The organism is Hydrogenophaga sp. (genome assembly GCF_026125785.1).
Taxonomy (GTDB): domain Bacteria; phylum Pseudomonadota; class Gammaproteobacteria; order Burkholderiales; family Burkholderiaceae_C; genus Hydrogenophaga.
In genome coordinates, this window is record NZ_JAHCKL010000006.1 from 84,537 (window position 1) to 107,242 (window position 22,706).

A 22,706-nucleotide genomic window follows, 5' to 3' on the forward strand; every position below is an offset into this window, starting at 1 on the left:
GGGAGCGATGGCCCTTTCGATTGCCGGCGTGGCCAACTTGAGAAAAGCTGGAACGGGAATCCGGCGGGGCCTTGTGTGTGAGGCAGATGCACAAAACTTCGCAGTTGCCTGCGAAGCCAGCGATTGTCGCACAGTTTTCGGGAAAACCCTAGCGTCGCGCAGCTCAACGAAGAACGGCAGCCACGATCTGGAACAGGATGGCCGCCAGCAGCGCGGTGGCCGGCACGGTCACGATCCAGGCCGCCACGATGCGCATCACGACAGAACGCTTGACGATTTCCTTTTTGTAGGCCTTCTTGAAGGCCTTCTGCTCCTTCTTGGCGAAGACAGCGCCTTCGGCGGCTTCGCGCTGCTTGGCGCGCCGCTTCATATCGGCCAGCATGCGCTTCTTTTCGCTGACCTCGGCCACTTCAAAGCGCTGCAGATAAGCCTCGACCTCCTCCCGGTCCATTCCCTGGTGGCCCGCCCGCACCACGGACTCCATCTTGGCGTAGTTCACCTTGAGCAATTCTCGAAGGAAGCCCACGCCGAAGACAGCGCCGATGGAAATGTGGGTGGTAGACACCGGCATACCAAAATGGGAGGCCACGATCACGGTGAGCGTGGCCGACATGGCGATGGCGTACGCACGCATGTTGTCCAGCTCGGTGATCTCCTTGCCCACCGTGCGGATCAACCGCGCGCCATACAGGGCCAGGCCGACGGAAAGCCCGAGTGCGCCCAGCACCATGATCCACAGCGGCGTTCCGGCCTTGGTGGCGATCGCGCCCTCCTTGACCGCCTCGTAGATCGCCGCCAGCGGGCCAATGGCGTTGGCCACGTCGTTGGCGCCATGCGCGAAGCTCAGCAGCGCCGCAGAACAGACCAGTGGCCAGGTGAACAGGCGGTTCACGCCGTCCTTGCTGTTTTCCTGTCTCATGGCCATGCGCGCGATAGGCTTGCGGATGAGCACCCATACCACCACGGAGACGACCGTGGCCACGAGTGCCGCTACCGGCAGGCCCACTTTCACCAGTTGGCCCAGCCCCTTGAGCAGCATGTAGGCGGTGTAGGCCCAGACCATCATGGCGATCAGGATGGGCACCACCCGGCTGGCGGCCTCCGTCTTGTCGCTGCGATACGTCACGCTGCGTTTGATCAGGTAAAGAAACGCTGCGGCCATGGCGCCACCCGCCAGCGGCGAGATCACCCAGCTGATCACGATGGCACCAATGGTCTCCCAGTTCACCAGGCCCCAGCCACCCGCCGCGATGCCTGCACCCATCACCGCGCCGATGATGGAATGCGTGGTGGACACCGGGGCACCCAGTGCCGTGGCCAGGTTCAGCCAAAGCGCACCGGCCAGCAGCGCCGCGAACATGACCCAAGCGAACTGCGTGGGGTCCGCGATGCGCGCGGAATCAATGATGTTTCCCTTGATGGTGCCCACCACATCTCCCCCGGCCACGATGGCCCCCAGGGCCTCGAACGTAGCGGCCACCAGAATGGCCCAGCCCATGGTCATGGCCCCGGAACCCACGGCAGGCCCCATGTTGTTGGCCACATCGTTGGCGCCGATGTTCATGGCCATATAGGCCCCCACGGCGGCGGCCACGATCAGCAACCACACGGCCGTGGTGTTCAGACCGGTCGTGGAAGCACCGGTCAGCGAGGCATAGACACCCACCAGGATCAGAAAAAGCACCGCGGCCGCCAGTTGCAGCACTTCCTGGTTACGCGCGATGAAACGGGAGCGGGACTTTTTTGTCATGTGAATGGCGAATGAATGTCACGATTCTGACATGCGGCATGTTTGCCCGGAGGCCACCTTCAGCGCAGGAAATGGGCGCGGTAGTGCTCGAGTTCGTCAATGGACTCATGCACATCGGCCAGTGCCGTGTGCTTCTGGTGCTTCTTGAAAGCCTCGAAGACCTCGGGCCTCCAACGCCGCGCCAGCTCCTTGAGCGTACTCACGTCCAGGCACCGGTAGTGGAAGTAGGCTTCCAGCCGGGGCATGTACTTCACCAGGAAGCGGCGGTCCTGGCTGATGGTGTTGCCGCACATCGGGGACGCGTTCCGGGGGACGTACCGGCTGATGAACTCCAGCAGCGTGGCCTCGGCCTGCGCTTCAGACACGGTGCTGGCCTTGACCTTGTCGATCAGGCCGCTCCTGCCGTGCGTGCCCTTGTTCCAGTTGTCCATGGCATCGAGCACCGCGTCGCTCTGATGGACGACCAGCACGGGCCCCTCCACACGCGGCGTCAGTTGCGGGCCCGTGACGATGACGGCAATCTCGAGCAGGCGCTCCTTCTCGGGGTCGAGACCGCTCATCTCGCAATCGATCCAGACCAGGTTCTGGTCGCTCTTGGTCAGGGTGGGGAGGGCGTCGTCGGACACCGGGGTGGTGGAAGCTTCGGAAGTCATGGCCGCGATTTTCGCCGATCCGCCACCAGGCCCTAGACTCCGGGGCATGGACAACGCCTCCTTTGCATTCACCCTCGTCTTCTGCGCCTTGCTGGTACTGGGTCTGGTCGTGCGCACGGTACTGACCAGCCGGCAGATCCGGCACGTGGCACGCCACCGCGAGAAGGTACCGCCCGCCTTCAGCGACACCATCACCCTCGCGGCACACCAGAAAGCCGCCGACTACACCATCGCCAAATCGAGGCTGGGCCTGTTGGAGATGGCTGTCGAGGCCGCCGTGCTGCTGGGCTGGACGCTGCTGGGCGGCCTGGACTGGCTCAACCGGACCTTGCTCGAAGCGTTGGGCCCCGGCATGGTCCAGCAACTGGCCCTGCTGGCGGCCTTTGCACTGCTGGGCAGCCTGATTTCCCTGCCGTTGGGCTGGTACGCCACTTTCCGCCTGGAAGAACGCTTCGGATTCAACAAAATGACCCTCTCCCTCTGGCTGAGCGACCTCCTCAAGGGCGCGCTGGTGGGCGCGGTCATCGGACTGCCGATCGCGGCCTTGGTGCTCTGGCTCATGGGCACGGCAGGCCCCGCCTGGTGGCTCTGGGCATGGGGTGCCTGGATGATGTTCAACCTGCTCGCGCTGGTGCTCTACCCTACCGTGATCGCGCCCTTGTTCAACAAGTTCGAGCCGCTGGCGGACGAGACCGTGCGCGCACGCGTAAACGCGCTCATGCAACGCTGCGGTTTCTCGGCCAAAGGCCTGTTCGTGATGGATGGCAGCCGGCGCAGCGCGCATGCCAATGCGTACTTCACGGGCTTTGGTGCGGCCAAGCGTGTGGTCTTCTTCGACACCTTGCTGCAGCAACTCAACCCCGGGGAGATCGACGCGGTGCTGGCCCACGAACTGGGCCACTACAAGCGGCGTCACATCCTGCAACGCATCGTGCTGCTGTTCGCGCTCAGCCTGGGAGGCTTTGCGCTGCTGGGCTGGGTGAGCAGCCAGGCCTGGTTCTTCAGTGGGCTGGGGGTCACGCCGTCCATGGACACGCCCAACGACGCGCTGGCTTTGCTGCTCTTCCTCATGGTGGTGCCGCTGTTCACCTACTTCCTCTCCCCTCTGATGGCCCAGTTGTCGCGCCGGCACGAGTTCGAGGCGGACGCCTTCGCCGTTGCCCAGACCAGCGGCGACGATCTGGCCAGTGCGCTGCTCAAGCTTTACAAAGACAATGCAAGCACATTGACACCCGACCCTGTCTACGCCCGCTTCTACTATTCGCACCCACCTGCCAGCGAGCGCCTCTCACGGCTGCGCACCTCCTGAAACGCCGACCGCCCTGCTCCGCCATGAACCCCATCCATCAGAACCGCCGCGCCCTCTCCGCCACCGAAATCGTGACCCAGCTCACCCAACTCAATGGGGACGCCGCACAGGGCTGGAAGCTCATCGAAGGCTCGTTGGAAAAGAGTTACCGTTTCCCCAACTTCCACGAGACCATGGCCTTTGTCAACGCACTGGCCTGGATCGCGCACAGGGAAGACCACCACCCTGACCTCTCTGTGAGCTACGGTCAATGCACCGTGCGTTTCAACACCCACGACGTCGGCGGCATTTCGGTCAGTGACTTCCATTGCGCGGCTGCGGTGGACGCGCTGCAAAAGGCCTGATGACCGATCTGCTGCCCGGACTGGTGGTGGCCGCCCACGGTCGCCATTGCCTCGTGGAAAGCCCGAATGGCGAACGGTGCCTGTGCCATCCGCGCGGCAAGAAGAACGCGGTGGTGGTGGGTGACCGGGTGGGATGGCAAACCACGGGTGACGAAGGCAGCATCGAACGCGTGGAGGCCAGGCGCAACCTGTTCTACCGGCAGGACGAAATGCGAACCAAATCCTTCGCCGCCAACCTGGATCAGGTGCTCGTGCTGGTGGCGGCCGACCCGGAATTCTCGGAAAGCCAACTCAGCCGCGCGCTGATCGCGGCCCAGGCGGAACACATCGACGCTCTCATTGTGCTGAACAAGAGCGATCTGAAACCCGCCTTTGACCGAGCTTGGGAACGTCTGGCGCCCTATCGGCGCATGGGTTGCCAGGTGCTGCCGCTGTGCCTGAGGCCCGCGGACGGTGGTGATGTGCCTACGGACCTGGTCGAACTGCAAGCGCGGCTGCGCGGCAGGACCACCCTGGTGCTCGGCCCATCCGGCGTGGGCAAGAGCACGCTGGTCAACCGCCTGGTGCCCGAAGCCCGCGCACAGACCGGCGAGATCTCGCGCGCGCTCAACTCGGGCAAGCACACCACCACCAGCACCACCTGGTACTGGGTGGACAAGGCCGGGGCGACGGCACTGATCGATTCCCCCGGGTTCCAGGAATTCGGGCTCCACCACATCGAGCCCATGCAACTGGCGCACCTGATGCCGGATCTGCAAGCCGCCCTGGGCGAATGCCGCTTCTACAATTGCACCCACCTGCACGAGCCGGGTTGCGGCGTGATCGCGCAGGTGCAATCCCCTCCTGGCATGAACGGCACCATCAGCGACAACCGCTACCGCATCTACCGCGAGCTGTTCGAGGAGCTCTCCAACAAGCGCCGTTACTGAGGCCTACAGCCCGGCCAGCGTCAGCAGCGCGAGCAACAGCATCCACAGCACCACGGCGCGCCACACCAGCCCCACCACGCTGCTCAGGTGGGCCAATTGCGGCTCTGGCCTATGTCCGGGATCACCCTCTCCCGGCAATGCCTGGGCGTCGGGCTGTGCCGCCAGGCGCACGTTGATCGCGCCGGACGTAGCCGCCAGCACCACGCCATCGCTGCCGGGCGCAAAACGCGGTGCATCACCGCGCCAGCTCGCCACCGCTTCCTCGAAATTGCCGACGATGGCAAACCCCAGCGCGGTGATGCGGGCCGGCACATGATCGATCCAGCGCCAGGCCCTTTCCGCCGCCACCTGCAGCGCGATGCTGGGCGTGCCGTCGGGACGCGCGCGCCAATTGCGAGAGATGTACTCCGCCAGGCGGTAGAAGACGGCGCCTGAAGGCCCGAGACCCAAGGCCCAGAACACCACGAAACACACCAGCACCCCAAAGACATGGCGGTGCGCCGCCAGCACCGAGTGCTCGATCACCTGGCGCAGCAGTTCGCTGCGCGGCAGCGTGGAGGCATCGACACGCAACCATTGCGCGAGCTTTTCGCGGGCCAACAGATCGTTGCCCTCCTCCAGCGCCTGGCGGATTTCGCTGAAGTGGTGGCTGAACTGCCGAAACCCCAGAGTGACATACAGAATCGCCACGACCCAGGCGAATGCCAGCACTGTGCTGAATTGCCACAACCCCCAGTAGACCAATCCGGCCACCAGCGACGGCACCCCCACCGCGAGCAGCCAGGCCACCCAGCCATGGGACGATTGCCCCGCGTCCAGGTTGCGCCGCACCATCCGAGCCCAGGCCCTGAGGCCGGCATGCACCGGGTTGTCGTAGGCCAGTGGGCGCGCCTGCTCCAGCAGCAACGCGATGAGGATGGCGAAGAAGCTCATGGCGCCATCATAGTGGCGCGCCCATGGCCTCCGGTCCGGGGAAATCCCGCTCAGGCAATGAGCAGGCGGTAGAAGTTGCGCAGCATGCCTGCGGTGGCACCCCAGATGTACCGCTCGTGATGCCCATCGAGGTAGGGCATGGAGTACCACTCCCTCACCACGCCTTCCATGTCCAGCACGTGGCGGCGGTGGTGGGCTGGGTCCATCAGGTAAGTCAACGGCACCTCGAACACATCGTCCACCTCGTGCGGGTTGGGCGCCAGCACGAAGCCAGGCTGTACCAGCCCCACCACGGGCGTGACGATGAACGCCGTCCCCGTCACGTACTCCGGCAGCGTGCCCAGCACCTCCACGCGCTCCGGCATCAGCCCGATTTCCTCATGCGCTTCGCGCAGCGCCGCCGCCGTGGCATCGGCATCTTCGGGGTCCAGCTTGCCTCCGGGCAGCGCGATCTGCCCCGAATGGGTGGACAGGCGCGTGGTGCGCTGCGTGAGAATGAGCGTGAGTTCATCGCGCATCACCAGGGGCAGCAGCACGGCGGCGTGTGCCGGTACACGGTCGCCGAACTTGCGCTCACGGTGCAGTTCGGGCTTCCACGTCGGCGGATTCGCAAACAACTCGCGCAGGCCAGAAGGGGTCAGGCGTTGCGCACGGGCCGGCGCCAGTACCTCGCCCGAGGCGTCCGGGACCACAGGAACAAGACGAGGGTCAAAAAGGGGTAGCGGCTGGGTCATGGGACGGCAAGCATAGGCCAGACGCAAAAAAGCCGCTCGATGGAGCGGCTTTTCCGACGGCGCACGGGTCTCAGGAGCCCAGCTTTTCCTTGATGCGCGCGGACTTGCCGCTGCGCTCACGCAGGTAGTACAGCTTGGCACGACGGACCGCACCACGGCGCTTGACTTCGATCTTGGCGATCAACGGGCTGTACAGCGGGAAAGTACGCTCAACACCTTCACCGCTGGAAATCTTGCGCACGATGAAGCTGGAGTTCAGGCCACGGTTGCGGCGGGCCACGACCACGCCCTCATAGGCCTGCACGCGCTTGCGCGTACCTTCGATCACGTTCACGCTGACGATCACGGTGTCGCCAGGGGCGAACGGCGGGATCACTTTGCCAAGGCGAGCAATTTCTTCCTGCTCAAGGGTCTGGATGAGGTTCATGGTTTCCTGTCATTCGGTCATGACCGCGCTGCACTAAAGGCCGCGAATCCGGCAAAGGCGCCTGTCTGAATCTGCGCAGACAGGCTGCACAACTCAGGGGCTGGCCCGGTCGCGGCGGCCGGTCAGAGGATCGAAAAGCCTTGGATTATAGCAAGCCCTGGGAACGGAGGAAAGCCAGGTCCGCGGCTCCCAGGCAACCCTGTTCCCGAGCCCGGGCCAGCAGTTCGGGGCGACGCTGGGCGGTCAGCCGTAGGCTCTGTTCGCGCCGGTAGCGCGCGATGCGCTCGTGGTGTCCGCCCAGCAGCACCTCTGGCACAGGCACCGGGCCCTGCGGTCCCTGCCAGACCTCGGGGCGCGTGTGGTGTGGACTGTCGAGCAGCCCGTCCAGCGCCGGGTTGAAGCTGTCCTGCTGGTGGCTGCCTTCATCGCTCAGCACCCCAGGCTGCAGACGGGCAACCGCGTCCAGCAGGGCCATGGCGGGAATTTCCCCACCCGAGAGAACGAAGTCGCCCAGACTGATCTGCACATCGACACAGGCATCGATGAAGCGCTGGTCAATGCCCTCGTAGCGGCCGCAGACCAGCACGCCCCCCTGGCTGGCGGACCAGCGTTCCACGCCGGCGTGGTCCAGCGTCTGGCCCATCGGGGAGAACAGCACCACCGGTGCCCGGGCGGCACCGGGTTCGGCCCGTGCCTCGCGCACCGCCCGAAGGCACTGCCACAGGGGCTCGGCCATCATCACCATGCCAGGACCACCGCCAAACGGGCGGTCGTCCACACGCCGGTAATTGCCCTCGGCGAAATCGCGCGGATTCCACAGGTGCACGTCCACGAGTCCGGACTCGAAGGCTCGACGAGTGATGCCGTGCGTCAGGAAAGGCGCGAAGAGTTCGGGGAACAGGGTGATGACGTCGAAGCGCACAATGGGTCCTCGGTGCGGACGGCGTTCGCTCAGTAGTCGGGCTGCCAGTCGACCAGGATCTTGCGTCCCGCCCGGTCCACATTGTCCACATAGGCCGCGACAAACGGGATCATGCGCTCGGCGGTTCGCTCGGCGCCCTCCACCGTTTCGGCATATTCCAGCACCAGCACCGAGGTCGGACCGGTTGGCATCAGGTCGCGCACCACGCCGAGGTGAAGACCTTCGCGGTTCACCACGTCCAGGCCGATCAGATCGACCCAGTAGTACTCGCCTTCCGGGGTTTCCGGAAAGGCGCTGCGCGGCAGGCTGATGCGGGCACCCTTGAGCGCCTCGGCGGCATTGCGGTCCGGCACCCCGTCAAAACGGGCCACGAGGCCGTCGGCATGGGCCTTGATCTCGGCGATCTGCACCTCGACACAGCCGGAGAACGCGGAGAAACCGCGCGCGAAGCGACCTTCGGGCGGCTGCAGGTACCAACGGGAGGAAACGAACAGCGCTTCGGTGTCGGCGCTGTAGGGCAGGATGCGGACCCAGCCCTTGATGCCCCACGCGTCCTGGATGCGCCCCAGCTCGACAGCATCATCGGGCAGGAGCGACGCCTGCAAGGCGCCGGACGCGGGGGAGGTCACTGTCGAGGCGACAGGCTCAGGCCGTGGTGGCCTTGGCAGCGCTTTGCTTGACCAGGCGGGCCACGGTATCGGACGGGGTCGCGCCCACGCCGGTCCAGTAGGTCAGGCGGTCGGTGGCGATGCGCAGGGTTTCTTCGCCACCGCGAGCCAGCGGGTTGTAGAAGCCGATGCGCTCGATGAAGCGGCCATCGCGGCGGTTGCGCTTGTCGGCAACCACGATGTTGTAGAACGGACGGGCTTTGGCACCGCCGCGGGAGAGTCGGATGACGACCATGATTTATCCTTCGGGTGGAGAGGTACCGTTCAACGGTACTTCACTGGGTTTTTCAACCCACTTCAATCGCAGCGCTTGAGACACACGACTGACCACCCGGCCAGCGAAACGCCACGAAACCCGCGATTATAGCCCGTTCAGTGCCACTCAAGCCTTCTGACAACGTTTCCCCTCAGACCATGCCACTGATCCGCCCCAGCCGAGACGAAGATCTCGACGCCATCGCCCGCATCTACAGCCACCACGTGCTGCATGGCACGGGCACTTTCGAAACCTCGCCCCCCACCGTGACCGAAATGGCGACCCGCCGTGCCGACGTTCTCGGCAAGGGTCTGCCCTGGCTAGTGGCGGAGGAGGATGGAAAGGTCCTGGGTTATGCCTACGGCAACTGGTTCAAACCGCGCCCGGCCTACCGGTTTTCGGTGGAGGACTCCATCTATCTCGATCCCGAGGCCCATCGCCAGGGCCTGGGCCGCGCTTTGCTGGCTGAGTTGCTGGCGGCGCTGGAGCGCGCAGGCACGCGCAAGGTGATGGCGGTGATTGGAGACAGCGCCAACGCCGGCTCCATCGGGGTGCACCGCGCGCTGGGCTTCGAGATGGTGGGGGTGGTGCAGTCCTGTGGCTGGAAGTTCGGCCGCTGGCTGGACATCGTGCTCATGCAGAAAAGCCTGGGCGCCGGCGACACGCTGCCGCCCGACGAACGGAATCCCGCGGCATGAGCGGCCGGACCCGGAACAAGACGCTGGCGGTCTGGCTGGCGCTGCTGGGCGGCATGCTCGGGCTTCACCGCTTTTACCTGCGCGGTCTGGGCGACTGGGTGGGCTGGCTCCACCCGATTCCGGCGGCACTGGGCTGGTGGGGGGTGGACCGTGTGCTGCTGTACGGCCAGGACGACAAGCTCTCCTGGGTGCTGATACCGCTGCTGGGCATGACTGTGGCGGCGAGTTGCCTGACCGGCATCGTCTACGCGCTGACCGACCGCGAGAAGTGGAACCGCCAGTTCAACCCCAGCCTCCCGGCCGATGCCCGTGCGGGCGCCACGAACTGGCTGACCATAGGCGCGCTGGTTGCGGCCCTGCTCCTGGGCACGATCGCCTTCATGGGCAGCCTGGCTTTCGGGTTCCAGCGCTATTTCGAGTACCAGGTCGAGGAAGCGCGCAAGATCAGCCAATGAGCGCGGCTCACCGCAGCATCATGAAAAAGCTCAGCGTGAGCAAAGCCAGCAGGGTGGAGAGGCCCATGCTGGCGGTGGTGATCTCCTGCGCCACTTCGTAACGCTGGGCAAACAGAAACACGTTGGCGCCGATCGGCAACGCGGCTGCCACCACCATCACCGTCAGGGGCAGACCGGAAATGCCCATGGCCCAGGCACAGGCCCACACCAGCACGGGCAGGGCCACGTTCTTGGAGACGGTGACCCACAGCGCCTGGCGCAGGTGGCCCGCCATGGGGGTGCGGGCCAGTGTCACACCCACCAGCACCAGCGCGATCGGACCGAACGCGCTGCCCAGCAATTGCAGCGGCCTGTCCACCACGGCGGGCAGGGCCCAGCCGGTCTGGGCGAACAGCAGGCCGCTGACAATGGGCAAGGGGATCGGGTGCAGCAAAGCCCCCTTGAAAGCCGACCAGGCGGTGGCCAGCACGTGCGGCGAACGCTGACCACCCTGGCGCACTTCGCGGGCCACGGCCAGTTCGAGCACCACCGAGCCAACGGTCAGCAGGATGAGCGCATGCACCGAGACCAGGGTGAGCAAGGTCACCAGCCCGGCCTTGCCATAGGCCAGTTCCACCAGCGTGATGCCGATCATCACCATGTTGGAGAAGGTTCCGGCCAGCGCCAGCACCACGCTGCTGCGGTTGAACCCCCGCCAGGCGATCGACACGCCGAGCAGCGTGAGCGCGGCCAGAAAGTAGGCGCCAACCGGCCGCAGGTCCAATTCCTCGAAGTGCACCGCGCTCATGGTGCGAAACAGGAGTGCCGGGATCAGCAGCAGGAAAACCAGGTTGGAGAGGTCCTTGATGGCGCCGTCGCGGATCCACTGCAGCCGCCCGGCGAGAAAGCCGGCAGCGATGAGCAGGAAGACCGGCGTGAGGGATGCAACGACGGGGTGGGTGGCGAGGTTCACCCAACGATGGTACCCAAGTCAGGGTACGCCCACCGCGCCTGTCATGCGGTAGTAGAGACCGTAAGGATCGTTCTCCAGCACATGGAACGTGCCTTCGACCACCACGGCTTCCAGCTTGTATTTCACCGGCTTGGCCGTGCGCACTTCCACCATGCTTTCCGGACCACCGGGCGTGCAGAAAGAACAGGTCAGCGGCACCGATGCGAGCAGGAAATGCCGTTGGTTTTCCCCTGGCTCCAGCGGCATCATGAACCCCTGCAGGCGCAGCGTCTTCTGGTTCAGCGCGGTCACCGCATCGGGATAGACCGGCACGATGCGCTTCTTGTCGACCCGGGTCGTGACATCGGTGAGCGTGGACCAGGCCACCACGTCGCCGCGCCTGGGCAGGGGTGCGAAAGGACTCAGAGGGCTGTGCACGCCCGCCCCCTGCCCTTGCGGATGCACCGTCCCAGGGGAGGTCGTTGTTCCTGGCGGCACAGGCGAACTCAGCGGCTGCGCCGCCGCCCCACCCACGAAGGCCAGGCCGAGCAGCAGGACAAGCGGATGGGGCGTGGTCATGTGAAACGCATGGGAAAGGGCGGTGTATCAATGTGCATGGCGCATGCCGCAGTATTTGCCCAACGCAAGACCCTTGCAAGCGGCCTGGAGTTCCTGCAGGCAGACCTTCTCGCCTTTGCCGGCCTCCAGGCACTTGGCAGCGCCTTCGTGGGCGGCGGCCATGGCGCGGTGGCGTGCAATGTCTTCGCGCGTCTCCTGGTCGGTGTGTTGCGCCAGTGCGGCGCTGGCGAGCAGGCTTGCGCAAGCGATGAAGAGCAGGTTTTTCGGAATCATGGTGTTCACCTTGAATTGTTGAGAAGAGAAGTCACATCGAACCGGTAGGCGCTGAAGGTGGGCAGCAGGGCCGCGACAGTCGCCACCCCCAGAGCGAGCACGGGCACCCAGCCTTCGGCGGGTACCCAGCGCCAGGCGGAAATGGCCAGCGAATGGCGGACCATGAGCATGTCGCCCAGCAGGGCTGCGAGCGCATGCGCGGCGAGCAGCCCCAGCAAAGAGGCCATCAGCGCCAGCCAGAGCGCCTCGCACAACAGCAGCGCGGCGACACGCCTTGGCGGTGCGCCCAGCATGCGCAGCATGGCCAGGTCGCTGCGGCGCTCGCGGACGGCGCCCCAGAGGGCAATGAAGACGGACAAGCCCGCAACCACCAGCAACACCGCCGTCAAACCCTGCAGCACCTGCGTGCCCACGCCCACCATGCCCAGCAAGCGCGTGATCTCCAGCGCCGGCGCAGCCGCCTGCATGGAGGTGGTTTCATTGACGAAGCGGGGAAAGCTCAACGCCGCCATGGGTGTGCGGTAACGGATCAGAGCCAGCGTGATGTCGCGTTCGTCCTGCAGCGCCGCATCGAGTTCGGCGCGCTCGGCTTCATTCATACCGTCGGCTGCATGCATGTCATCGTGCACGCGCCAGACCGATTCGGTGGCCGTGAGGACCAGGCGATCCAGCACGCAGCCGCAGGGAGCGAGCACGCCGACGACGGCGTAGGGTGTCTGGCCATGCGCCGCACCACCGGCCACCAGTCCATGGGCACCCTCGAAGGCCTGCCCCACCTGCAGGCTGGTCCGCGCGGCCACCTGCGCGCCGAGCACCGCCTCCAGCGGCTGCCGCCACCAGGCCCCGCCCGCCAGCACAGCGGCGTAGTGCGCGGGGTAGTCGAGCGTGGTGCCGACGATGCGGTAGCCGGCCAGGTTGTCTCCCAGGCTCAGGGGGATCATTTGCGCCACCTGCGGGTGGCGCGCCAACGCCTCGGCCTGCGCCAGCGGGATGTTGCCGGGCGGCACGTCGATGTGAAACACCCCGGCCAGGATCAGTTGCATCGGACTGCCCTTGGCGCCGACCACCGCGTCGATGCCCGCGAGATCTCGCTCGAAGGCCCGCTCTACCTGGTCGCGGGCGATCAGTACCAGCGCCATGGACGCCAACCCCAGGGTCAGCAGCAGCAGATTGAGCGCAGTGGTCAGGGGCCGAGACCAGAGGTAGCGCCAGGACAGGGACGCCACATTCATGGCACCGGCTCCTGCGGCACCGAGAGCGAGAGCACCCTGGCCTGGGGCAAGGCGTTCAGCAGGCGGGCGTCGTGCGTGGCGATCACCAGCGTGGCATCCAGATCCGAGGCACTCTGCACGAGCAAGCGCATGGAGCGTGCGCAGGCCTCGTCGTCCAGGCTGGCACTGGGTTCATCGGCCAGGATCACCTGCGGTCGAAGCAGCACCGCGCGGGCCAGTGCCACGCGCTGGGCCTGCCCCACCGAGAGTTGAGAGGGTTTGCCTGTGGCCAGGTGCCCGACTCCGAGCGCATCCAGCGCGCGGGCCACGGCGGCGCGGTCTCTGGGCAGCCCCGCCGCGAAATACACCAGCCCCAGGTTGTCCGCCACCGTCAGCGCCTCGCTCAGGTGCAGCCTCTGGGGCAAAAAACCCACGTGGCGCGCGCGCCAGGCATCCCGCGCGCTGGCGGACAGTCGTGCGGGCACCTGCCCCGCCACTGCGATGTCACCAGCCGTCGGCGTGAGCAAGCCCGCAGCAAGCGCCAGCCAGGTCGACTTACCGCTGCCGGAGTGCCCGCGCAGCAGCAAGGTGCTTCCCTGGCGCACCGCCACATCGGGCAGCCGCAGCGGGGCAGCCCCGGCGTAGGCATACGCCAACCCCAGCGATTCGATCATGCGGCTGGCCCGGCCGCATCGCCCGGTGGCACGCAAGTGGCGCAAGTGCCATGGATGGCCAGGTCCACACGGACACCCCTGTGCCCCATCTGGGCCAGGGAGCGAAACAGGTCTTGGGCCACGGTACGCGTGGTTTCTCCGGCGTCGGTCAGGGGTATCTGTCGGTGACAGGCATCGCACTCGAACAGCGGCACAGCCTCGTCCGCCGGCCGCGCCTGCATGGGCGTCGATGCCAAAGAAAAGCGCCACGTCCGCTGCGCATCGGCCTCTCGCCGCAAGACGCCGCAGGCGGCCAGCCGGTCCAGCAAGCGGTAGAGCGTGACACGGTTGATGTCCAGCCCGCGTGCCGTGAGCGCGGTCATGGCTTGGGCATGCGACAAGCCGCCTGCGGGCCTGGCCAGAAACAGTCCCAGCACGGCGCGCGTGGCCAAGGTGCGGCGCAATCCGGCCGCCTCCAGGCGCACCTGGATGTCATGCGGAACGGTGGCAGGGTCTCGAGACGGATGTTTGGACATGGCGGCCCTCATTATTGCAACAAAGTTGCGTTAATATCGTCGCTATCGCAATTCGGTTGCAATATATTAGCTGCCTTCTGCCGTGTCCACCCCGCCAGACCTGTCCTCGGCCTCAACGGCCATCGTCCTGCACGACCTCACTCTGGGCTACGAACGCCATCCCGCCGTGCACCACCTGTCCATGGCCATTGCGCCGGGCGCGCTGGTGGCGGTGACCGGCCCCAATGGGGCTGGCAAGTCCACGTTGCTCAAGGCCATGGCCGGCCGACTCCGGCCGCTGGGAGGCTGGATGCGGGGGCCGCGCGTGGACCAGGTGGCCTGGCTGCCCCAGCAATCGGAACTGGACTCCAGTTTCCCCATCTCCGTGCGTGACATGGTGGCACTGGGCCTGTGGCACCGGGTAGGCGCCCTGGGCCGCATCGGGCATGCGCACCGCCAAGCGGTGCAGGAGGCGTTGGCGGCCGTCGGGCTGACGGGGTTCGAGAAGCGCGGTATCGACACGCTGTCCGGCGGGCAGATGCAGCGCGCGCTGTTCGCACGCCTGATCCTGCAAGACACCCCGGTGATGCTGCTGGACGAGCCGTTCGCGGCCATCGACGCTCGCACCACGCAGGACCTGCTCCATCTGCTGCACCGCTGGCATGCGCAGGGCCGCACCGTGGTGGCGGTGCTGCACGACCTGGGGCAGGTGCGCGACCATTTCCCGCAAACCCTGTTGCTGGCACGCGAGCCCGTGGCCTGGGGTGCCACGGCCGAGGTACTGACCGAAGCGCACTGGCAACGCGCGCTGCGCCTGCAGGAGCCCTTCGACGACCATGCCCTGTTGTGCCAGCCGCCCGCGGCAGCGGCGTGTACCGCAGAGGCCGCCCCATGAACGGCGACGCCACCTGGGCATGGTCGTTGCCCCTGCTGGGTCCCTTCATGGAATTTGGTTTCATGCGCAACGCCCTGCTGGGCTGCGTTCTGCTCAGCGTCAGCGCCGCCCCGGTCGGCGTGTTCCTGATGCTGCGGCGCATGAGCCTGATGGGCGACGCCATGGCCCACGCCATCCTGCCCGGTGCGGCCATCGGCTATCTCGTCTCAGGCCTCTCACTGGGAGCCATGACGGTGGGCGGCATCGCCGCCGGGCTGGTGGTGGCGATCGGCTCGGGTCTCATCGCACGCCACACGGTGCTGCGGGAAGACACCAGCCTGTCGGCCTTCTACCTGCTGTCTCTGGCCCTCGGCGTGTTGATCGTTTCCACGCGGGGCAACAGTGTGGACCTGTTGCATGTGTTGTTCGGCACGGTGCTCGCGCTGGACGATGCCGCGCTCGCGCTGCTGGGTGGCATCGCCGCGGTCACATGCGTGGCGATGGCGGTGATCCGCCGGCCTCTGGTCCTCGAATGCCTGGACCCGGGCTTCCTGCGCGGCCGCAGCCGCTGGAGCGCGGTCGCCCACTATGGCTTTCTCGCGCTGCTGGTCATCAACCTCGTGGCCGGCTTCCACGCCCTGGGCACGCTGATGGCGGTCGGGTTGATGGTGCTGCCCGCGGCCACCGCGCGCCTGTGGGTCCGCGGACTGCGGCCCCTGCTGGGCCTGTCCACAGGCCTGGCGCTGCTGGCCTGCTTCGCTGGGCTGCTGCTGTCCTACCACGCGGACTGGCCGACCAGCCCGGTCATCGTGCTCAGCCTGGGCGTCTTCTACCTGTTCTCCATGGGGCTGGCGCCGCACGGCCTGTTGCGCCATCAGCGTCCCTCCTCCTCCCATCTCCAAGCCTGAACCGAAAGGACATCACCATGAACCAAACACCCACCCGCATCCGTCCCACGCGAAGCGCCCGGCGCCATCTGCTGGCCGCCTTCGCACTCGGTGTCGCCGCCATCGCAGCGCCGCTGCATGCCCAGGGAAGCACGCCCATCAAGACCGTGGCCAGCTTCAGCATCCTGGGTGACCTCGTGCAACAGGTCGGTGGGGACCGGGTGCAGGTCGACGTGCTGGTCGGCCCGGGCAGCGATGCCCATGTGTTTCAACCCACGCCCGCCCAGGCCCGGGTGGTCGGGCAGGCCAGGGTGGTGTTCGCCAATGGGCTGGGCTTCGAAGGGTGGATGGATCGCCTGCTCCGGACGGCCACCTACAAGGGCCAGCAAGTGGTGGTCAGCAAAGGCATACAGCCACTGAAGGAAGCCCACGACGAAGACCATGGCCGTGACCACGGCAGGAAGGACCATGGCCACACGCACGGCGAGACCGACCCCCACGCGTGGCAGAGCGTGGCCAACGTGAAGGTGTATGTGAAAAACATCGCCCAGGGCCTGTGCCGCGCCGACGCGGCCGGCTGCGACAGCTACGACCGCAACGCCCAGGCCTACCTGTCGCGGCTCGATGCGCTGGACAGCGAGATCCGCGCCGCCTGGTCCGCTGTGCCGGCGGAACAGCGCAAGGTCATCACCTCGCACGATGCCTTTGGCTACTACGCCCGCGACCACGGCGTGCGCTTCCTCGCCCCCCAGGGCGTCAGCACGGAGAGCGAAGCCTCGGCCAAGGGCGTGGCGCAGCTGGTGCGCCAGATCCGCCAAGAACAGATCCGTGCCTTGTTCGTGGAGAGCATTTCCGACCCCCGGCTGATCGAGCAGATCGCGCGCGAGACCGGCACCAGGCCCTCGGGCGCCCTGTACTCGGATTCGCTGTCCGCGCCCGGCGGCGAGGCATCGACCTACATCGACATGATGCGCTTCAACACCCGCGCGCTGACGGCCGCGGTGCTGGCGCGCTGAGCGCGACCGCGGAAAGGGCTGGCTATACTGCCAGCCCCTGTCCCCGGAGCCCCGATTGCCCACCACCCATCTCCTGCTCGCCTTCTCGGTGGTGTTTGTCTGGGGCACGAACTTCGTGGTGATCCGCTGGGGTCTCGATGGGCTGCCGCCGTTTCTCATGGTCGCGCTGCGCATGGCCTTGTCGGCCCTGCCGGCGCTCTTCCTGCCGCGCCCCACGGCACCCTGGCGCAAACTGGCCGCTTTCGGCGTCCTGCTCGGGGCCGGGCAGTTCGGCCTGCTCTACCTGGCCATGCGGCACGACATCTCGCCCGGCATGGCCTCCCTGGTGCTGCAATCGCAGGTGTTTTTCACCATCGGCCTATCCCTTCTGCTCATGGGTGAGCGCGTGCGCGGCTACCAAGTCGCCGGACTGCTGCTGGCCTTGGCAGGCCTGGGCCTGATCGCCGCCAACGTGGACGCCACCGTCACGCTGCTGGGCATGGCGCTGGTCCTCACAGCCGCGTTCTTCTGGGCCTGCGCCAATCTGGTGGTCAAATCCCTGGGGCCGGTCAACATGCTGCACTTCACCATCTGGAGCAGCCTCTTCGCGGTGCCGCCGTTGCTGGCGATTTCATTGTGGGTCGAAGGCCCGCAGGCCATGCTGAGCGGCCTGCAGCATGCCAACGCCCGCGTCTGGGCCAGCGTGGTCTGGCAGGCGCTGGGCAATACCCTGTTCGGCTACGGTGCCTGGAACTGGCTGCTCTCGCGCCACCCTGCGGCCACCGTGACGCCCTGGGCTCTGCTGGTGCCCGTGTTCGGCATCGGGACATCGGCCATCACGCTGGGGGAGGCTCTGCCCGCCTGGAAGCTGGGTGCCGCTGCGCTGGTGCTCGGCGGCCTGGCCATCATCGTCTGCTGGCCCCTGCTGCAACGCCGAAGCGCCGCAGTCCGCCCAGGCTCCTAGCCTTTGGACAACCGCGCAAAGGTCTTGCGGAACTTGGCCACCTTGGGTGCCGCCACCGCCATGCAATAGCCCTGGAACGGATTGCGCTCGAAGAAGTCCTGGTGGTAGGCCTCGGCGGGCCAGTAGTTGTCCAGGGGCAGTACCTCGGTCACGACCGGCCGGCCGTAGACACCGTCCCGGTTGAGTTCTTCCACCAGCTCCCTGGCCACCTGCGCCTGTTCCGGCGTGGTGAAGTAGATGCCGCTGCGGTACTGCGTGCCTACGTCGTTGCCCTGGCGGTTGAGCGTGGTCGGGTCGTGCACCACGAAAAAGATCTCCAGAATCTCGCGCGTGCTGATCTGCGCAGGGTCGTACTCCAGCCGCACCACCTCGTTGTGCCCGGTCGTGCCCGTGCACACCATCTCGTAGCTGGGTTGCTTCGGCTGGCCGTTGCTGTAGCCCGACTCGACGTCGGTCACGCCACGCACTTCCTTGTACACCGCCTCGGTGCACCAGAAGCAGCCGCCACCGAGGACCAGCACCTGTTTGTCGCCCATGTTGGCATCCTCTCTCGGGAAAACACTCACTCTAGCGGCAATGCAAAGGCCCGCACGACACCGAGGAATGCAGCCAGTGCCGCCTGGTCCCTGTCGGTCTTCCACAGGCAGTGCGTCTCGTAGGACGAGGTCTGCGCCTCCAATGGCACGAACACCGCGCCTGGCAGGCCAGCCTGCCGCAAGGCAGCGGGCACCAGAGCGACCGCCAGACCCTGAGAGACCATGGAGACCACGCTGAGCCAATGGCGCAGGTCGAACCGGATCTCAGGCGAAAAACCCGCATCCGCGCACAGCCCGAGGATGCGCTCGTGGTAGTCCGGGGAAACGGTGCGCGAAATCATGGCGAACGGTTCACCCTGCAAGGCCGTCAGCACCAGCCGTTTGCGCCGGGCCAGCGCATGAGCGGCCGGCAGGCAGGCCACGAAGGGCTGGCGCGAGACCAGGATCTGGGAGAACCCGGCGGGTACGCGCGTGGTGTGCACGAAGCCCACGTCCAGCCGCTCGTGCATCAGGTCGATGAGCTGGTCGCTGGAACTGAGTTCGCGCAGCGTCAGCCTCAGGCGGGGATGCTGCTGGGCAAAACCCTTGAGCATCTGCGGCAGCCCGCTGTAGAGCACCGTCCCGGCGAATCCAATCTGCAGACTGCCCAGAACGCCCTGAGCCACCTCGCGCGCCTCGCGGGCGGCCTCACCGGCCTGCTCGAGCAGGGCACGCGCGGCCGGCACGAAGGCCTGGCCGGCCGCGGTGAGCTGCACGCCCCGGCTGTTGCGCACGAACAGTTGCGCGCCCACCGAGGCCTCCAGTTGCTGGATGTTGAGCGACAGGGGCGGCTGCGTGATGGCCAGGCGCTGCGCGGCGCGGCCGAAATGCAGTTCCTCGGCCAGCATCAGGAAATAACGCAGGTGACGGAACTCCATAGATATGTATTTTGGATTGATGAATACATTGTCAATATTAGACAAGTATTCATGGGCCGCCGACAATCGCCCGATCCCCCGTCCTTTCATCTCGGAGACAACCGCCATGCTTTCCCCCCAAAAGGCCAAAGCCAGCTTCAGCTGGGAAGACCCCTTCCACCTTTCTGCCCAGCTCGGCGAAGACGAGCGCCAGGTGATGGACGCCGCACGGGCCTACTGCCATGAGCGCCTGCTGCCCCGTGTGCAGGAGGCCTTCCGGCACGAGAAGACCGATGCCAGCATCTTCCGCGAGATGGGGGAGCTCGGCCTGCTGGGCCCCACCATTCCTGAGGCCTATGGCGGCGCCGGCCTGAACTATGTCTGCTACGGCCTGGTGGCGCGCGAAGTGGAACGCGTCGACTCCGGCTACCGCTCGATGATGAGCGTGCAGAGTTCGCTGGTCATGGTGCCGATCAACGAATTCGGCACCGAGGCGCAGAAGCAGAAGTACCTGCCGAAACTGGCCACCGGCGAATGGATCGGCTGCTTCGGGCTCACGGAACCCAACCACGGGTCCGACCCCGGCAGCATGGTCACACGCGCCAAGGCGGTGGACGGTGGCTACAAGCTGTCTGGCGCCAAGATGTGGATCACGAACAGCCCGATCGCCGATGTGTTCGTGGTCTGGGCCAAGGACGACGGCGGACAGATTCGCGGCTTCATCCTGGAAAAGGGCTGGAAAGGCCTCTCGGCCCCCGCCGTGCACGGCAAGGTGGGCTTGCGCGCCTCGATCACCGGCGAAATCGTGATGGACGAGGTCTTCGTGCCGGAAGAGAACGCCTTCCCCGAGGTGCGTGGCCTCAAAGGGCCCTTCACCTGCCTCAACAGCGCACGCTACGGCATCGCCTGGGGTGCGCTGGGCGCCGCCGAGGACTGCTATTTCCGCGCCCGCCAGTACGTGCTGGACCGCCAGCAGTTCGGCCGGCCGCTGGCGGCCAACCAACTGGTGCAGAAAAAGCTGGCCGACATGCTCACGGAGATCAGCCTGGGCCTGCAAGGCTGCCTGCGCCTGGGCCGCATGAAGGACGAGGGCACCGCCGCCGTGGAAATCACCTCCATCCTCAAGCGCAACAGCTGTGGCAAGGCGCTGGACATCGCACGCGTGGCACGCGACATGATGGGCGGCAACGGCATCTCCGACGAATTCGGCGTGGCGCGCCACCTGGTGAACCTGGAAGTGGTCAACACCTACGAGGGCACGCACGACATCCACGCCCTCATCCTCGGGCGCGCCATCACCGGCATCGCGGCGTTCGGCAACTGAGCCCGGTGCGCGGCCTGGGCCGCGCCACCGTTTGCCTTGTCTTTACCGGGGCGACACGAAGCAGCCAGGGGTATGGGTTATATTAATAACCCGTCGGTCATTAAACCCCATGTCTGCCCCACCCACCCCCGTCACGCCTCTCACGGCGCCCGACAACGGCGCCGAGCCGCGCCAGCGCCGCACGCGCCGCAAGGAGGCCCGTCCGGGCGAACTGCTGGACGCTGCGCTGGCGCTTTTTGTCGAGAAGGGTTTCGCCTCCACCCGCGTCGAAGAGGTAGCGGCGCGCGCCGGCGTTTCCAAGGGCACGCTGTTCCTGTACTTCCCCAGCAAGGAAGAGCTGTTCAAGGCCGTGGTGCGCGAGAACATCGCTGGTCGCTTTGCGGAATGGAATCTGGAACTGCAAGGCTTCAGCGGCAACAGCGCCGAACTGGTGCGCTACAGCCTGCACGTCTGGTGGGAACGCATCGGCATGACCGCCGCCTCCGGCATCACCAAGCTGGTGATGAGCGAGGCCGGCATGTTCCCCGAGATCGCAGCCTTCTACCAGCAGGAGGTGATCGCCCCCGGCCACGACCTGCTGCGCCGCATTCTTCAGCGCGGCATCGACCGAGGCGAGTTCCGCCCCATGCAGCTCGACTACGCGGTCTACAGCCTGATCGCGCCCATGATCTTTCTGCTGATGTGGAAACACTCCATGGCGCCCTGCGCCCCGGCCTCCCAGCAGATCGACCCCATCGGTTTCATCGACAGCCAGGTCGACCTGCTGCTGGACGGCATGCTCGTGCCCGGACAGACCCCCTGACAACCCAGATCTTCAACCGCCCTTCCCATGAGCCCCAACCGCCCGCGTCCCACCTGGATCAAATGGCTTCTGCTGGCGCTGCTGGTACTGGGCATCGCGATCGGCCTGGTGCGCGCACTGGACAAGCGCAAGGCGCAGGCCACCGCGGCGCGTGCGGCGGCCGAGTCCATGCAGAAAGCACCGGTCTACACCCTGGGAGCGGGTGACGTGGTGCGGGCCGAAGCCCTGGAACTGCAACAGGCGGTGGCCATCTCAGGCTCCGTCGAAGCGCTGCAGACCGCGGCGGTGAAGGCCCGCGTGGCAGGCGAGATCCAGGGCCTGCACAAGCGCGAGGGCGACCCGGTGGCGGCCGGCGAGGTGCTCGCCCGCATCGACAGCACCGAAGCACAGGCACGGGTCCGCCAGGCTGCCCAGCAAGCCGAATCCGCTCTGGCCCAGGTGAGCATCGCGCAGCGCACGCTGGACAACAACCAGGCGCTGGTGCGCCAGGGCTTCATCTCCGCCACCGCGCTGGAGACGTCGAGCAACAACCTTGCTGCCGCGCAAGCCAACCACCGCGCCGCGCTGGCCGCGCTGGACATCGCGCAGAAGGGCCTGGCGGATACCACGCTGCGTGCGCCGCTGAGCGGACACATCTCGGCCCGGCTGGTGCAGAACGGCGAACGGGTGGGCGTGGACACGCGCGTGTTCGACGTGGTGGACCTGTCCGCTTTCGAGATGGAAGCCGCCATTGCGCCCGCCGATGCGGTGGCGGTGCGTGTCGGTCAACCGGCCACGCTGCGCGTGGAAGGTCTGGCGGAGCCCGTGCAGGCGAGCGTCTCGCGCATCAACCCCAGCGTGCAGGCGGGTAGCCGCAGCGTGCTGGTGTACCTGCGCGTGCCGGCTGCAGCGGGTATGCGCCAAGGCCTTTTTGCGCAAGGCCAACTCATGACCGGCACGGCGCGCGCGACCGCGGTGCCTGCCTCGGCTGTTCGCAACGACAAGCCGCAACCCTATGTGCAAGTGGTCCGCGACGGCACCGTCGCTCACCTCACCATCAACGGCGGTGCCAGCGGCCTGCGCAACGGCGAACCCATGCGCGAGGTTCCCGGGCTGGCCGAAGGTACGCAGGTGCTCAGCGCACAGGCCGGCATGATCCGCGAGGGCACGGCCGTTCGGCTGGCCACGAACTGAACAGCGAGCGGCGGA

General features: G+C 66.4%; 28 protein-coding genes. 12 read left to right on the plus strand and 16 right to left on the minus strand.

The window, feature by feature from the left end; translation table 11 throughout:
- Nucleotides 1–163: 163 nt before the first annotated feature.
- Complete coding sequence (locus KIT53_RS08365; protein WP_297750488.1) at nt 164–1,750, minus strand: inorganic phosphate transporter; 1,587 nt, start codon at nt 1,748–1,750, stop codon at nt 164–166.
- 59 nt (nt 1,751–1,809) lie between these two features.
- A complete protein-coding gene (gene orn / locus KIT53_RS08370; protein ID WP_297750492.1) occupies nt 1,810–2,403 on the minus strand; it encodes an oligoribonuclease in 594 nt (197 codons plus the stop codon).
- Between the two features lie 46 nt (nt 2,404–2,449).
- Between orn and KIT53_RS08375 the strand changes: the two genes are divergently transcribed.
- The 3 genes from KIT53_RS08375 to rsgA are packed head-to-tail and all read left to right on the plus strand — an operon-like array spanning nt 2,450 to nt 4,985.
- The gene (locus KIT53_RS08375; RefSeq protein WP_297750495.1) at nt 2,450–3,712 is read left to right on the plus strand and encodes a M48 family metallopeptidase; all 1,263 of its coding nucleotides are present in this window, start codon (nt 2,450–2,452) and stop codon (nt 3,710–3,712) included.
- A 23-nt stretch (nt 3,713–3,735) separates the two neighbouring features.
- Nucleotides 3,736–4,056, plus strand: coding sequence for a 4a-hydroxytetrahydrobiopterin dehydratase (locus tag KIT53_RS08380; protein ID WP_297750498.1), 321 nt, complete (start codon nt 3,736–3,738; stop codon nt 4,054–4,056).
- Nucleotides 4,056–4,985, plus strand: a complete 930-nt coding sequence (gene rsgA / locus KIT53_RS08385) for a ribosome small subunit-dependent GTPase A (protein WP_297750501.1) — start codon at nt 4,056–4,058, stop codon at nt 4,983–4,985. The genes KIT53_RS08380 and rsgA overlap by 1 nt, the downstream gene beginning before the upstream one ends.
- Before the next feature lie 3 nt (nt 4,986–4,988).
- Here the strand turns inward: rsgA and KIT53_RS08390 are convergent, their stop codons facing one another.
- The 6 genes from KIT53_RS08390 to rpsP form a co-directional block, all read right to left on the minus strand.
- Nucleotides 4,989–5,918 (minus strand): CobD/CbiB family protein, encoded by a 930-nt coding sequence (locus tag KIT53_RS08390; protein ID WP_297750505.1) that lies wholly within the window; start codon nt 5,916–5,918, stop codon nt 4,989–4,991.
- 50 nt (nt 5,919–5,968) lie between these two features.
- Nucleotides 5,969–6,652: a CoA pyrophosphatase gene (locus tag KIT53_RS08395; RefSeq protein ID WP_297750508.1), complete on the minus strand. Its 684-nt coding sequence runs from the start codon at nt 6,650–6,652 to the stop codon at nt 5,969–5,971.
- A gap of 70 nt (nt 6,653–6,722) precedes the next feature.
- A complete protein-coding gene (gene rplS, locus KIT53_RS08400; RefSeq protein ID WP_297750511.1) occupies nt 6,723–7,079 on the minus strand; it encodes a 50S ribosomal protein L19 in 357 nt (118 codons plus the stop codon).
- Nucleotides 7,080–7,224: 145 nt separating this feature from the next.
- Entirely contained in the window at nt 7,225–8,001 is a 777-nt protein-coding gene (gene trmD / locus KIT53_RS08405) for a tRNA (guanosine(37)-N1)-methyltransferase TrmD (protein ID WP_297750514.1), read from the minus strand.
- A gap of 29 nt (nt 8,002–8,030) precedes the next feature.
- On the minus strand, nt 8,031–8,630 hold the full coding sequence (rimM, locus tag KIT53_RS08410; protein WP_297750517.1) for a ribosome maturation factor RimM: 600 nt from the start codon (nt 8,628–8,630) through the stop codon (nt 8,031–8,033).
- Nucleotides 8,631–8,646: 16 nt separating this feature from the next.
- The gene (rpsP, locus tag KIT53_RS08415; RefSeq protein WP_297750520.1) at nt 8,647–8,904 is read right to left on the minus strand and encodes a 30S ribosomal protein S16; all 258 of its coding nucleotides are present in this window, start codon (nt 8,902–8,904) and stop codon (nt 8,647–8,649) included.
- A 179-nt stretch (nt 8,905–9,083) separates the two neighbouring features.
- Between rpsP and KIT53_RS08420 the strand changes: the two genes are divergently transcribed.
- Entirely contained in the window at nt 9,084–9,623 is a 540-nt protein-coding gene (locus KIT53_RS08420) for a GNAT family N-acetyltransferase (protein ID WP_297750523.1), read from the plus strand.
- Nucleotides 9,620–10,078, plus strand: coding sequence for an NINE protein (locus tag KIT53_RS08425; protein WP_297750526.1), 459 nt, complete (start codon nt 9,620–9,622; stop codon nt 10,076–10,078). The genes KIT53_RS08420 and KIT53_RS08425 overlap by 4 nt, the downstream gene beginning before the upstream one ends.
- A 7-nt stretch (nt 10,079–10,085) precedes the next feature.
- Here KIT53_RS08425 and KIT53_RS08430 read toward each other — a convergent pair whose 3' ends face one another.
- From KIT53_RS08430 to KIT53_RS08455, 6 genes are read right to left on the minus strand one after another with little or no spacing between them, the layout of a single operon-like run.
- Complete coding sequence (locus KIT53_RS08430) at nt 10,086–11,030, minus strand: AEC family transporter (RefSeq protein WP_297750528.1); 945 nt, start codon at nt 11,028–11,030, stop codon at nt 10,086–10,088.
- An 18-nt stretch (nt 11,031–11,048) separates the two neighbouring features.
- Nucleotides 11,049–11,588: a DUF3299 domain-containing protein gene (locus KIT53_RS08435; RefSeq protein WP_297750531.1), complete on the minus strand. Its 540-nt coding sequence runs from the start codon at nt 11,586–11,588 to the stop codon at nt 11,049–11,051.
- Nucleotides 11,589–11,615: 27 nt separating this feature from the next.
- Nucleotides 11,616–11,861: a hypothetical protein gene (locus tag KIT53_RS08440; RefSeq protein ID WP_297750534.1), complete on the minus strand. Its 246-nt coding sequence runs from the start codon at nt 11,859–11,861 to the stop codon at nt 11,616–11,618.
- Between the two features lie 5 nt (nt 11,862–11,866).
- Nucleotides 11,867–13,093, minus strand: a complete 1,227-nt coding sequence (locus KIT53_RS08445) for an ABC transporter permease (protein ID WP_297750536.1) — start codon at nt 13,091–13,093, stop codon at nt 11,867–11,869.
- Nucleotides 13,090–13,746, minus strand: coding sequence for an ATP-binding cassette domain-containing protein (locus tag KIT53_RS08450; protein ID WP_297750540.1), 657 nt, complete (start codon nt 13,744–13,746; stop codon nt 13,090–13,092). Before KIT53_RS08450 ends, KIT53_RS08445 begins: the two co-directional genes overlap by 4 nt.
- Nucleotides 13,743–14,261: a Fur family transcriptional regulator gene (locus KIT53_RS08455; protein ID WP_297750543.1), complete on the minus strand. Its 519-nt coding sequence runs from the start codon at nt 14,259–14,261 to the stop codon at nt 13,743–13,745. Before KIT53_RS08455 ends, KIT53_RS08450 begins: the two co-directional genes overlap by 4 nt.
- A gap of 82 nt (nt 14,262–14,343) precedes the next feature.
- On the opposite strand from KIT53_RS08455, the gene aztA reads away from it, so the two are divergent.
- Genes aztA through KIT53_RS08475 form a run of 4 tightly spaced genes read left to right on the plus strand, consistent with a single transcriptional unit; the run spans nt 14,344 to nt 17,960 of the window.
- The gene (gene aztA, locus KIT53_RS08460; protein ID WP_297750547.1) at nt 14,344–15,135 is read left to right on the plus strand and encodes a zinc ABC transporter ATP-binding protein AztA; all 792 of its coding nucleotides are present in this window, start codon (nt 14,344–14,346) and stop codon (nt 15,133–15,135) included.
- Nucleotides 15,132–16,022 (plus strand): metal ABC transporter permease, encoded by an 891-nt coding sequence (locus KIT53_RS08465; RefSeq protein WP_297750550.1) that lies wholly within the window; start codon nt 15,132–15,134, stop codon nt 16,020–16,022. The genes aztA and KIT53_RS08465 overlap by 4 nt, the downstream gene beginning before the upstream one ends.
- 17 nt (nt 16,023–16,039) lie before the next feature.
- Nucleotides 16,040–17,017 (plus strand): metal ABC transporter substrate-binding protein, encoded by a 978-nt coding sequence (locus KIT53_RS08470; RefSeq protein WP_297750553.1) that lies wholly within the window; start codon nt 16,040–16,042, stop codon nt 17,015–17,017.
- Nucleotides 17,018–17,072: 55 nt separating this feature from the next.
- Complete coding sequence (locus KIT53_RS08475) at nt 17,073–17,960, plus strand: EamA family transporter (protein WP_297750556.1); 888 nt, start codon at nt 17,073–17,075, stop codon at nt 17,958–17,960.
- Here KIT53_RS08475 and msrA read toward each other — a convergent pair.
- Both msrA and KIT53_RS08485 read right to left on the minus strand, forming a co-directional pair.
- Nucleotides 17,957–18,496 (minus strand): peptide-methionine (S)-S-oxide reductase MsrA, encoded by a 540-nt coding sequence (msrA, locus tag KIT53_RS08480; protein ID WP_297750559.1) that lies wholly within the window; start codon nt 18,494–18,496, stop codon nt 17,957–17,959. The two genes, KIT53_RS08475 and msrA, sit on opposite strands and share 4 nt — an antisense overlap.
- Nucleotides 18,497–18,522: 26 nt before the next feature.
- On the minus strand, nt 18,523–19,413 hold the full coding sequence (locus KIT53_RS08485; RefSeq protein WP_297750562.1) for a LysR family transcriptional regulator: 891 nt from the start codon (nt 19,411–19,413) through the stop codon (nt 18,523–18,525).
- 106 nt (nt 19,414–19,519) lie between these two features.
- On the opposite strand from KIT53_RS08485, the gene KIT53_RS08490 reads away from it, so the two are divergent.
- The 3 genes from KIT53_RS08490 (at nt 19,520) to KIT53_RS08500 (ending at nt 22,691) form a co-directional block, all read left to right on the plus strand.
- Nucleotides 19,520–20,716, plus strand: coding sequence for an acyl-CoA dehydrogenase (locus tag KIT53_RS08490; RefSeq protein ID WP_297750565.1), 1,197 nt, complete (start codon nt 19,520–19,522; stop codon nt 20,714–20,716).
- Nucleotides 20,717–20,825: 109 nt separating this feature from the next.
- Nucleotides 20,826–21,518: a TetR/AcrR family transcriptional regulator gene (locus KIT53_RS08495; protein WP_297750568.1), complete on the plus strand. Its 693-nt coding sequence runs from the start codon at nt 20,826–20,828 to the stop codon at nt 21,516–21,518.
- Between the two features lie 27 nt (nt 21,519–21,545).
- Nucleotides 21,546–22,691 carry an efflux RND transporter periplasmic adaptor subunit gene (locus tag KIT53_RS08500; protein WP_297750571.1) on the plus strand — a complete coding sequence of 382 codons (1,146 nt, stop codon included), beginning with the start codon at nt 21,546–21,548 and terminating at the stop codon, nt 22,689–22,691.
- Nucleotides 22,692–22,706: the final 15 nt, after the last annotated feature.

Bases quoted from the DNA above. Each gene is read 5' to 3' on its own strand.
- KIT53_RS08365 (WP_297750488.1), bottom strand. From the start codon at position 1,750: ATGACAAAAAAGTCCCGCTCCCGTTTCATCGCGCGTAACCAGGAAGTG.
- orn (WP_297750492.1), bottom strand. From the start codon at position 2,403: ATGACTTCCGAAGCTTCCACCACCCCGGTGTCCGACGACGCCCTCCCC.
- KIT53_RS08375 (WP_297750495.1), top strand. From the start codon at position 2,450: ATGGACAACGCCTCCTTTGCATTCACCCTCGTCTTCTGCGCCTTGCTG.
- KIT53_RS08380 (WP_297750498.1), top strand. From the start codon at position 3,736: ATGAACCCCATCCATCAGAACCGCCGCGCCCTCTCCGCCACCGAAATC.
- rsgA (WP_297750501.1), top strand. From the start codon at position 4,056: ATGACCGATCTGCTGCCCGGACTGGTGGTGGCCGCCCACGGTCGCCAT.
- KIT53_RS08390 (WP_297750505.1), bottom strand. From the start codon at position 5,918: ATGAGCTTCTTCGCCATCCTCATCGCGTTGCTGCTGGAGCAGGCGCGC.
- KIT53_RS08395 (WP_297750508.1), bottom strand. From the start codon at position 6,652: ATGACCCAGCCGCTACCCCTTTTTGACCCTCGTCTTGTTCCTGTGGTC.
- rplS (WP_297750511.1), bottom strand. From the start codon at position 7,079: ATGAACCTCATCCAGACCCTTGAGCAGGAAGAAATTGCTCGCCTTGGC.
- rpsP (WP_297750520.1), bottom strand. From the start codon at position 8,904: ATGGTCGTCATCCGACTCTCCCGCGGCGGTGCCAAAGCCCGTCCGTTC.
- KIT53_RS08420 (WP_297750523.1), top strand. From the start codon at position 9,084: ATGCCACTGATCCGCCCCAGCCGAGACGAAGATCTCGACGCCATCGCC.
- KIT53_RS08425 (WP_297750526.1), top strand. From the start codon at position 9,620: ATGAGCGGCCGGACCCGGAACAAGACGCTGGCGGTCTGGCTGGCGCTG.
- KIT53_RS08435 (WP_297750531.1), bottom strand. From the start codon at position 11,588: ATGACCACGCCCCATCCGCTTGTCCTGCTGCTCGGCCTGGCCTTCGTG.
- KIT53_RS08440 (WP_297750534.1), bottom strand. From the start codon at position 11,861: ATGATTCCGAAAAACCTGCTCTTCATCGCTTGCGCAAGCCTGCTCGCC.
- KIT53_RS08445 (WP_297750536.1), bottom strand. From the start codon at position 13,093: ATGAATGTGGCGTCCCTGTCCTGGCGCTACCTCTGGTCTCGGCCCCTG.
- KIT53_RS08450 (WP_297750540.1), bottom strand. From the start codon at position 13,746: ATGATCGAATCGCTGGGGTTGGCGTATGCCTACGCCGGGGCTGCCCCG.
- KIT53_RS08455 (WP_297750543.1), bottom strand. From the start codon at position 14,261: ATGTCCAAACATCCGTCTCGAGACCCTGCCACCGTTCCGCATGACATC.
- KIT53_RS08465 (WP_297750550.1), top strand. From the start codon at position 15,132: ATGAACGGCGACGCCACCTGGGCATGGTCGTTGCCCCTGCTGGGTCCC.
- KIT53_RS08470 (WP_297750553.1), top strand. From the start codon at position 16,040: ATGAACCAAACACCCACCCGCATCCGTCCCACGCGAAGCGCCCGGCGC.
- msrA (WP_297750559.1), bottom strand. From the start codon at position 18,496: ATGGGCGACAAACAGGTGCTGGTCCTCGGTGGCGGCTGCTTCTGGTGC.
- KIT53_RS08485 (WP_297750562.1), bottom strand. From the start codon at position 19,413: ATGGAGTTCCGTCACCTGCGTTATTTCCTGATGCTGGCCGAGGAACTG.
- KIT53_RS08490 (WP_297750565.1), top strand. From the start codon at position 19,520: ATGCTTTCCCCCCAAAAGGCCAAAGCCAGCTTCAGCTGGGAAGACCCC.
- KIT53_RS08495 (WP_297750568.1), top strand. From the start codon at position 20,826: ATGTCTGCCCCACCCACCCCCGTCACGCCTCTCACGGCGCCCGACAAC.
- KIT53_RS08500 (WP_297750571.1), top strand. From the start codon at position 21,546: ATGAGCCCCAACCGCCCGCGTCCCACCTGGATCAAATGGCTTCTGCTG.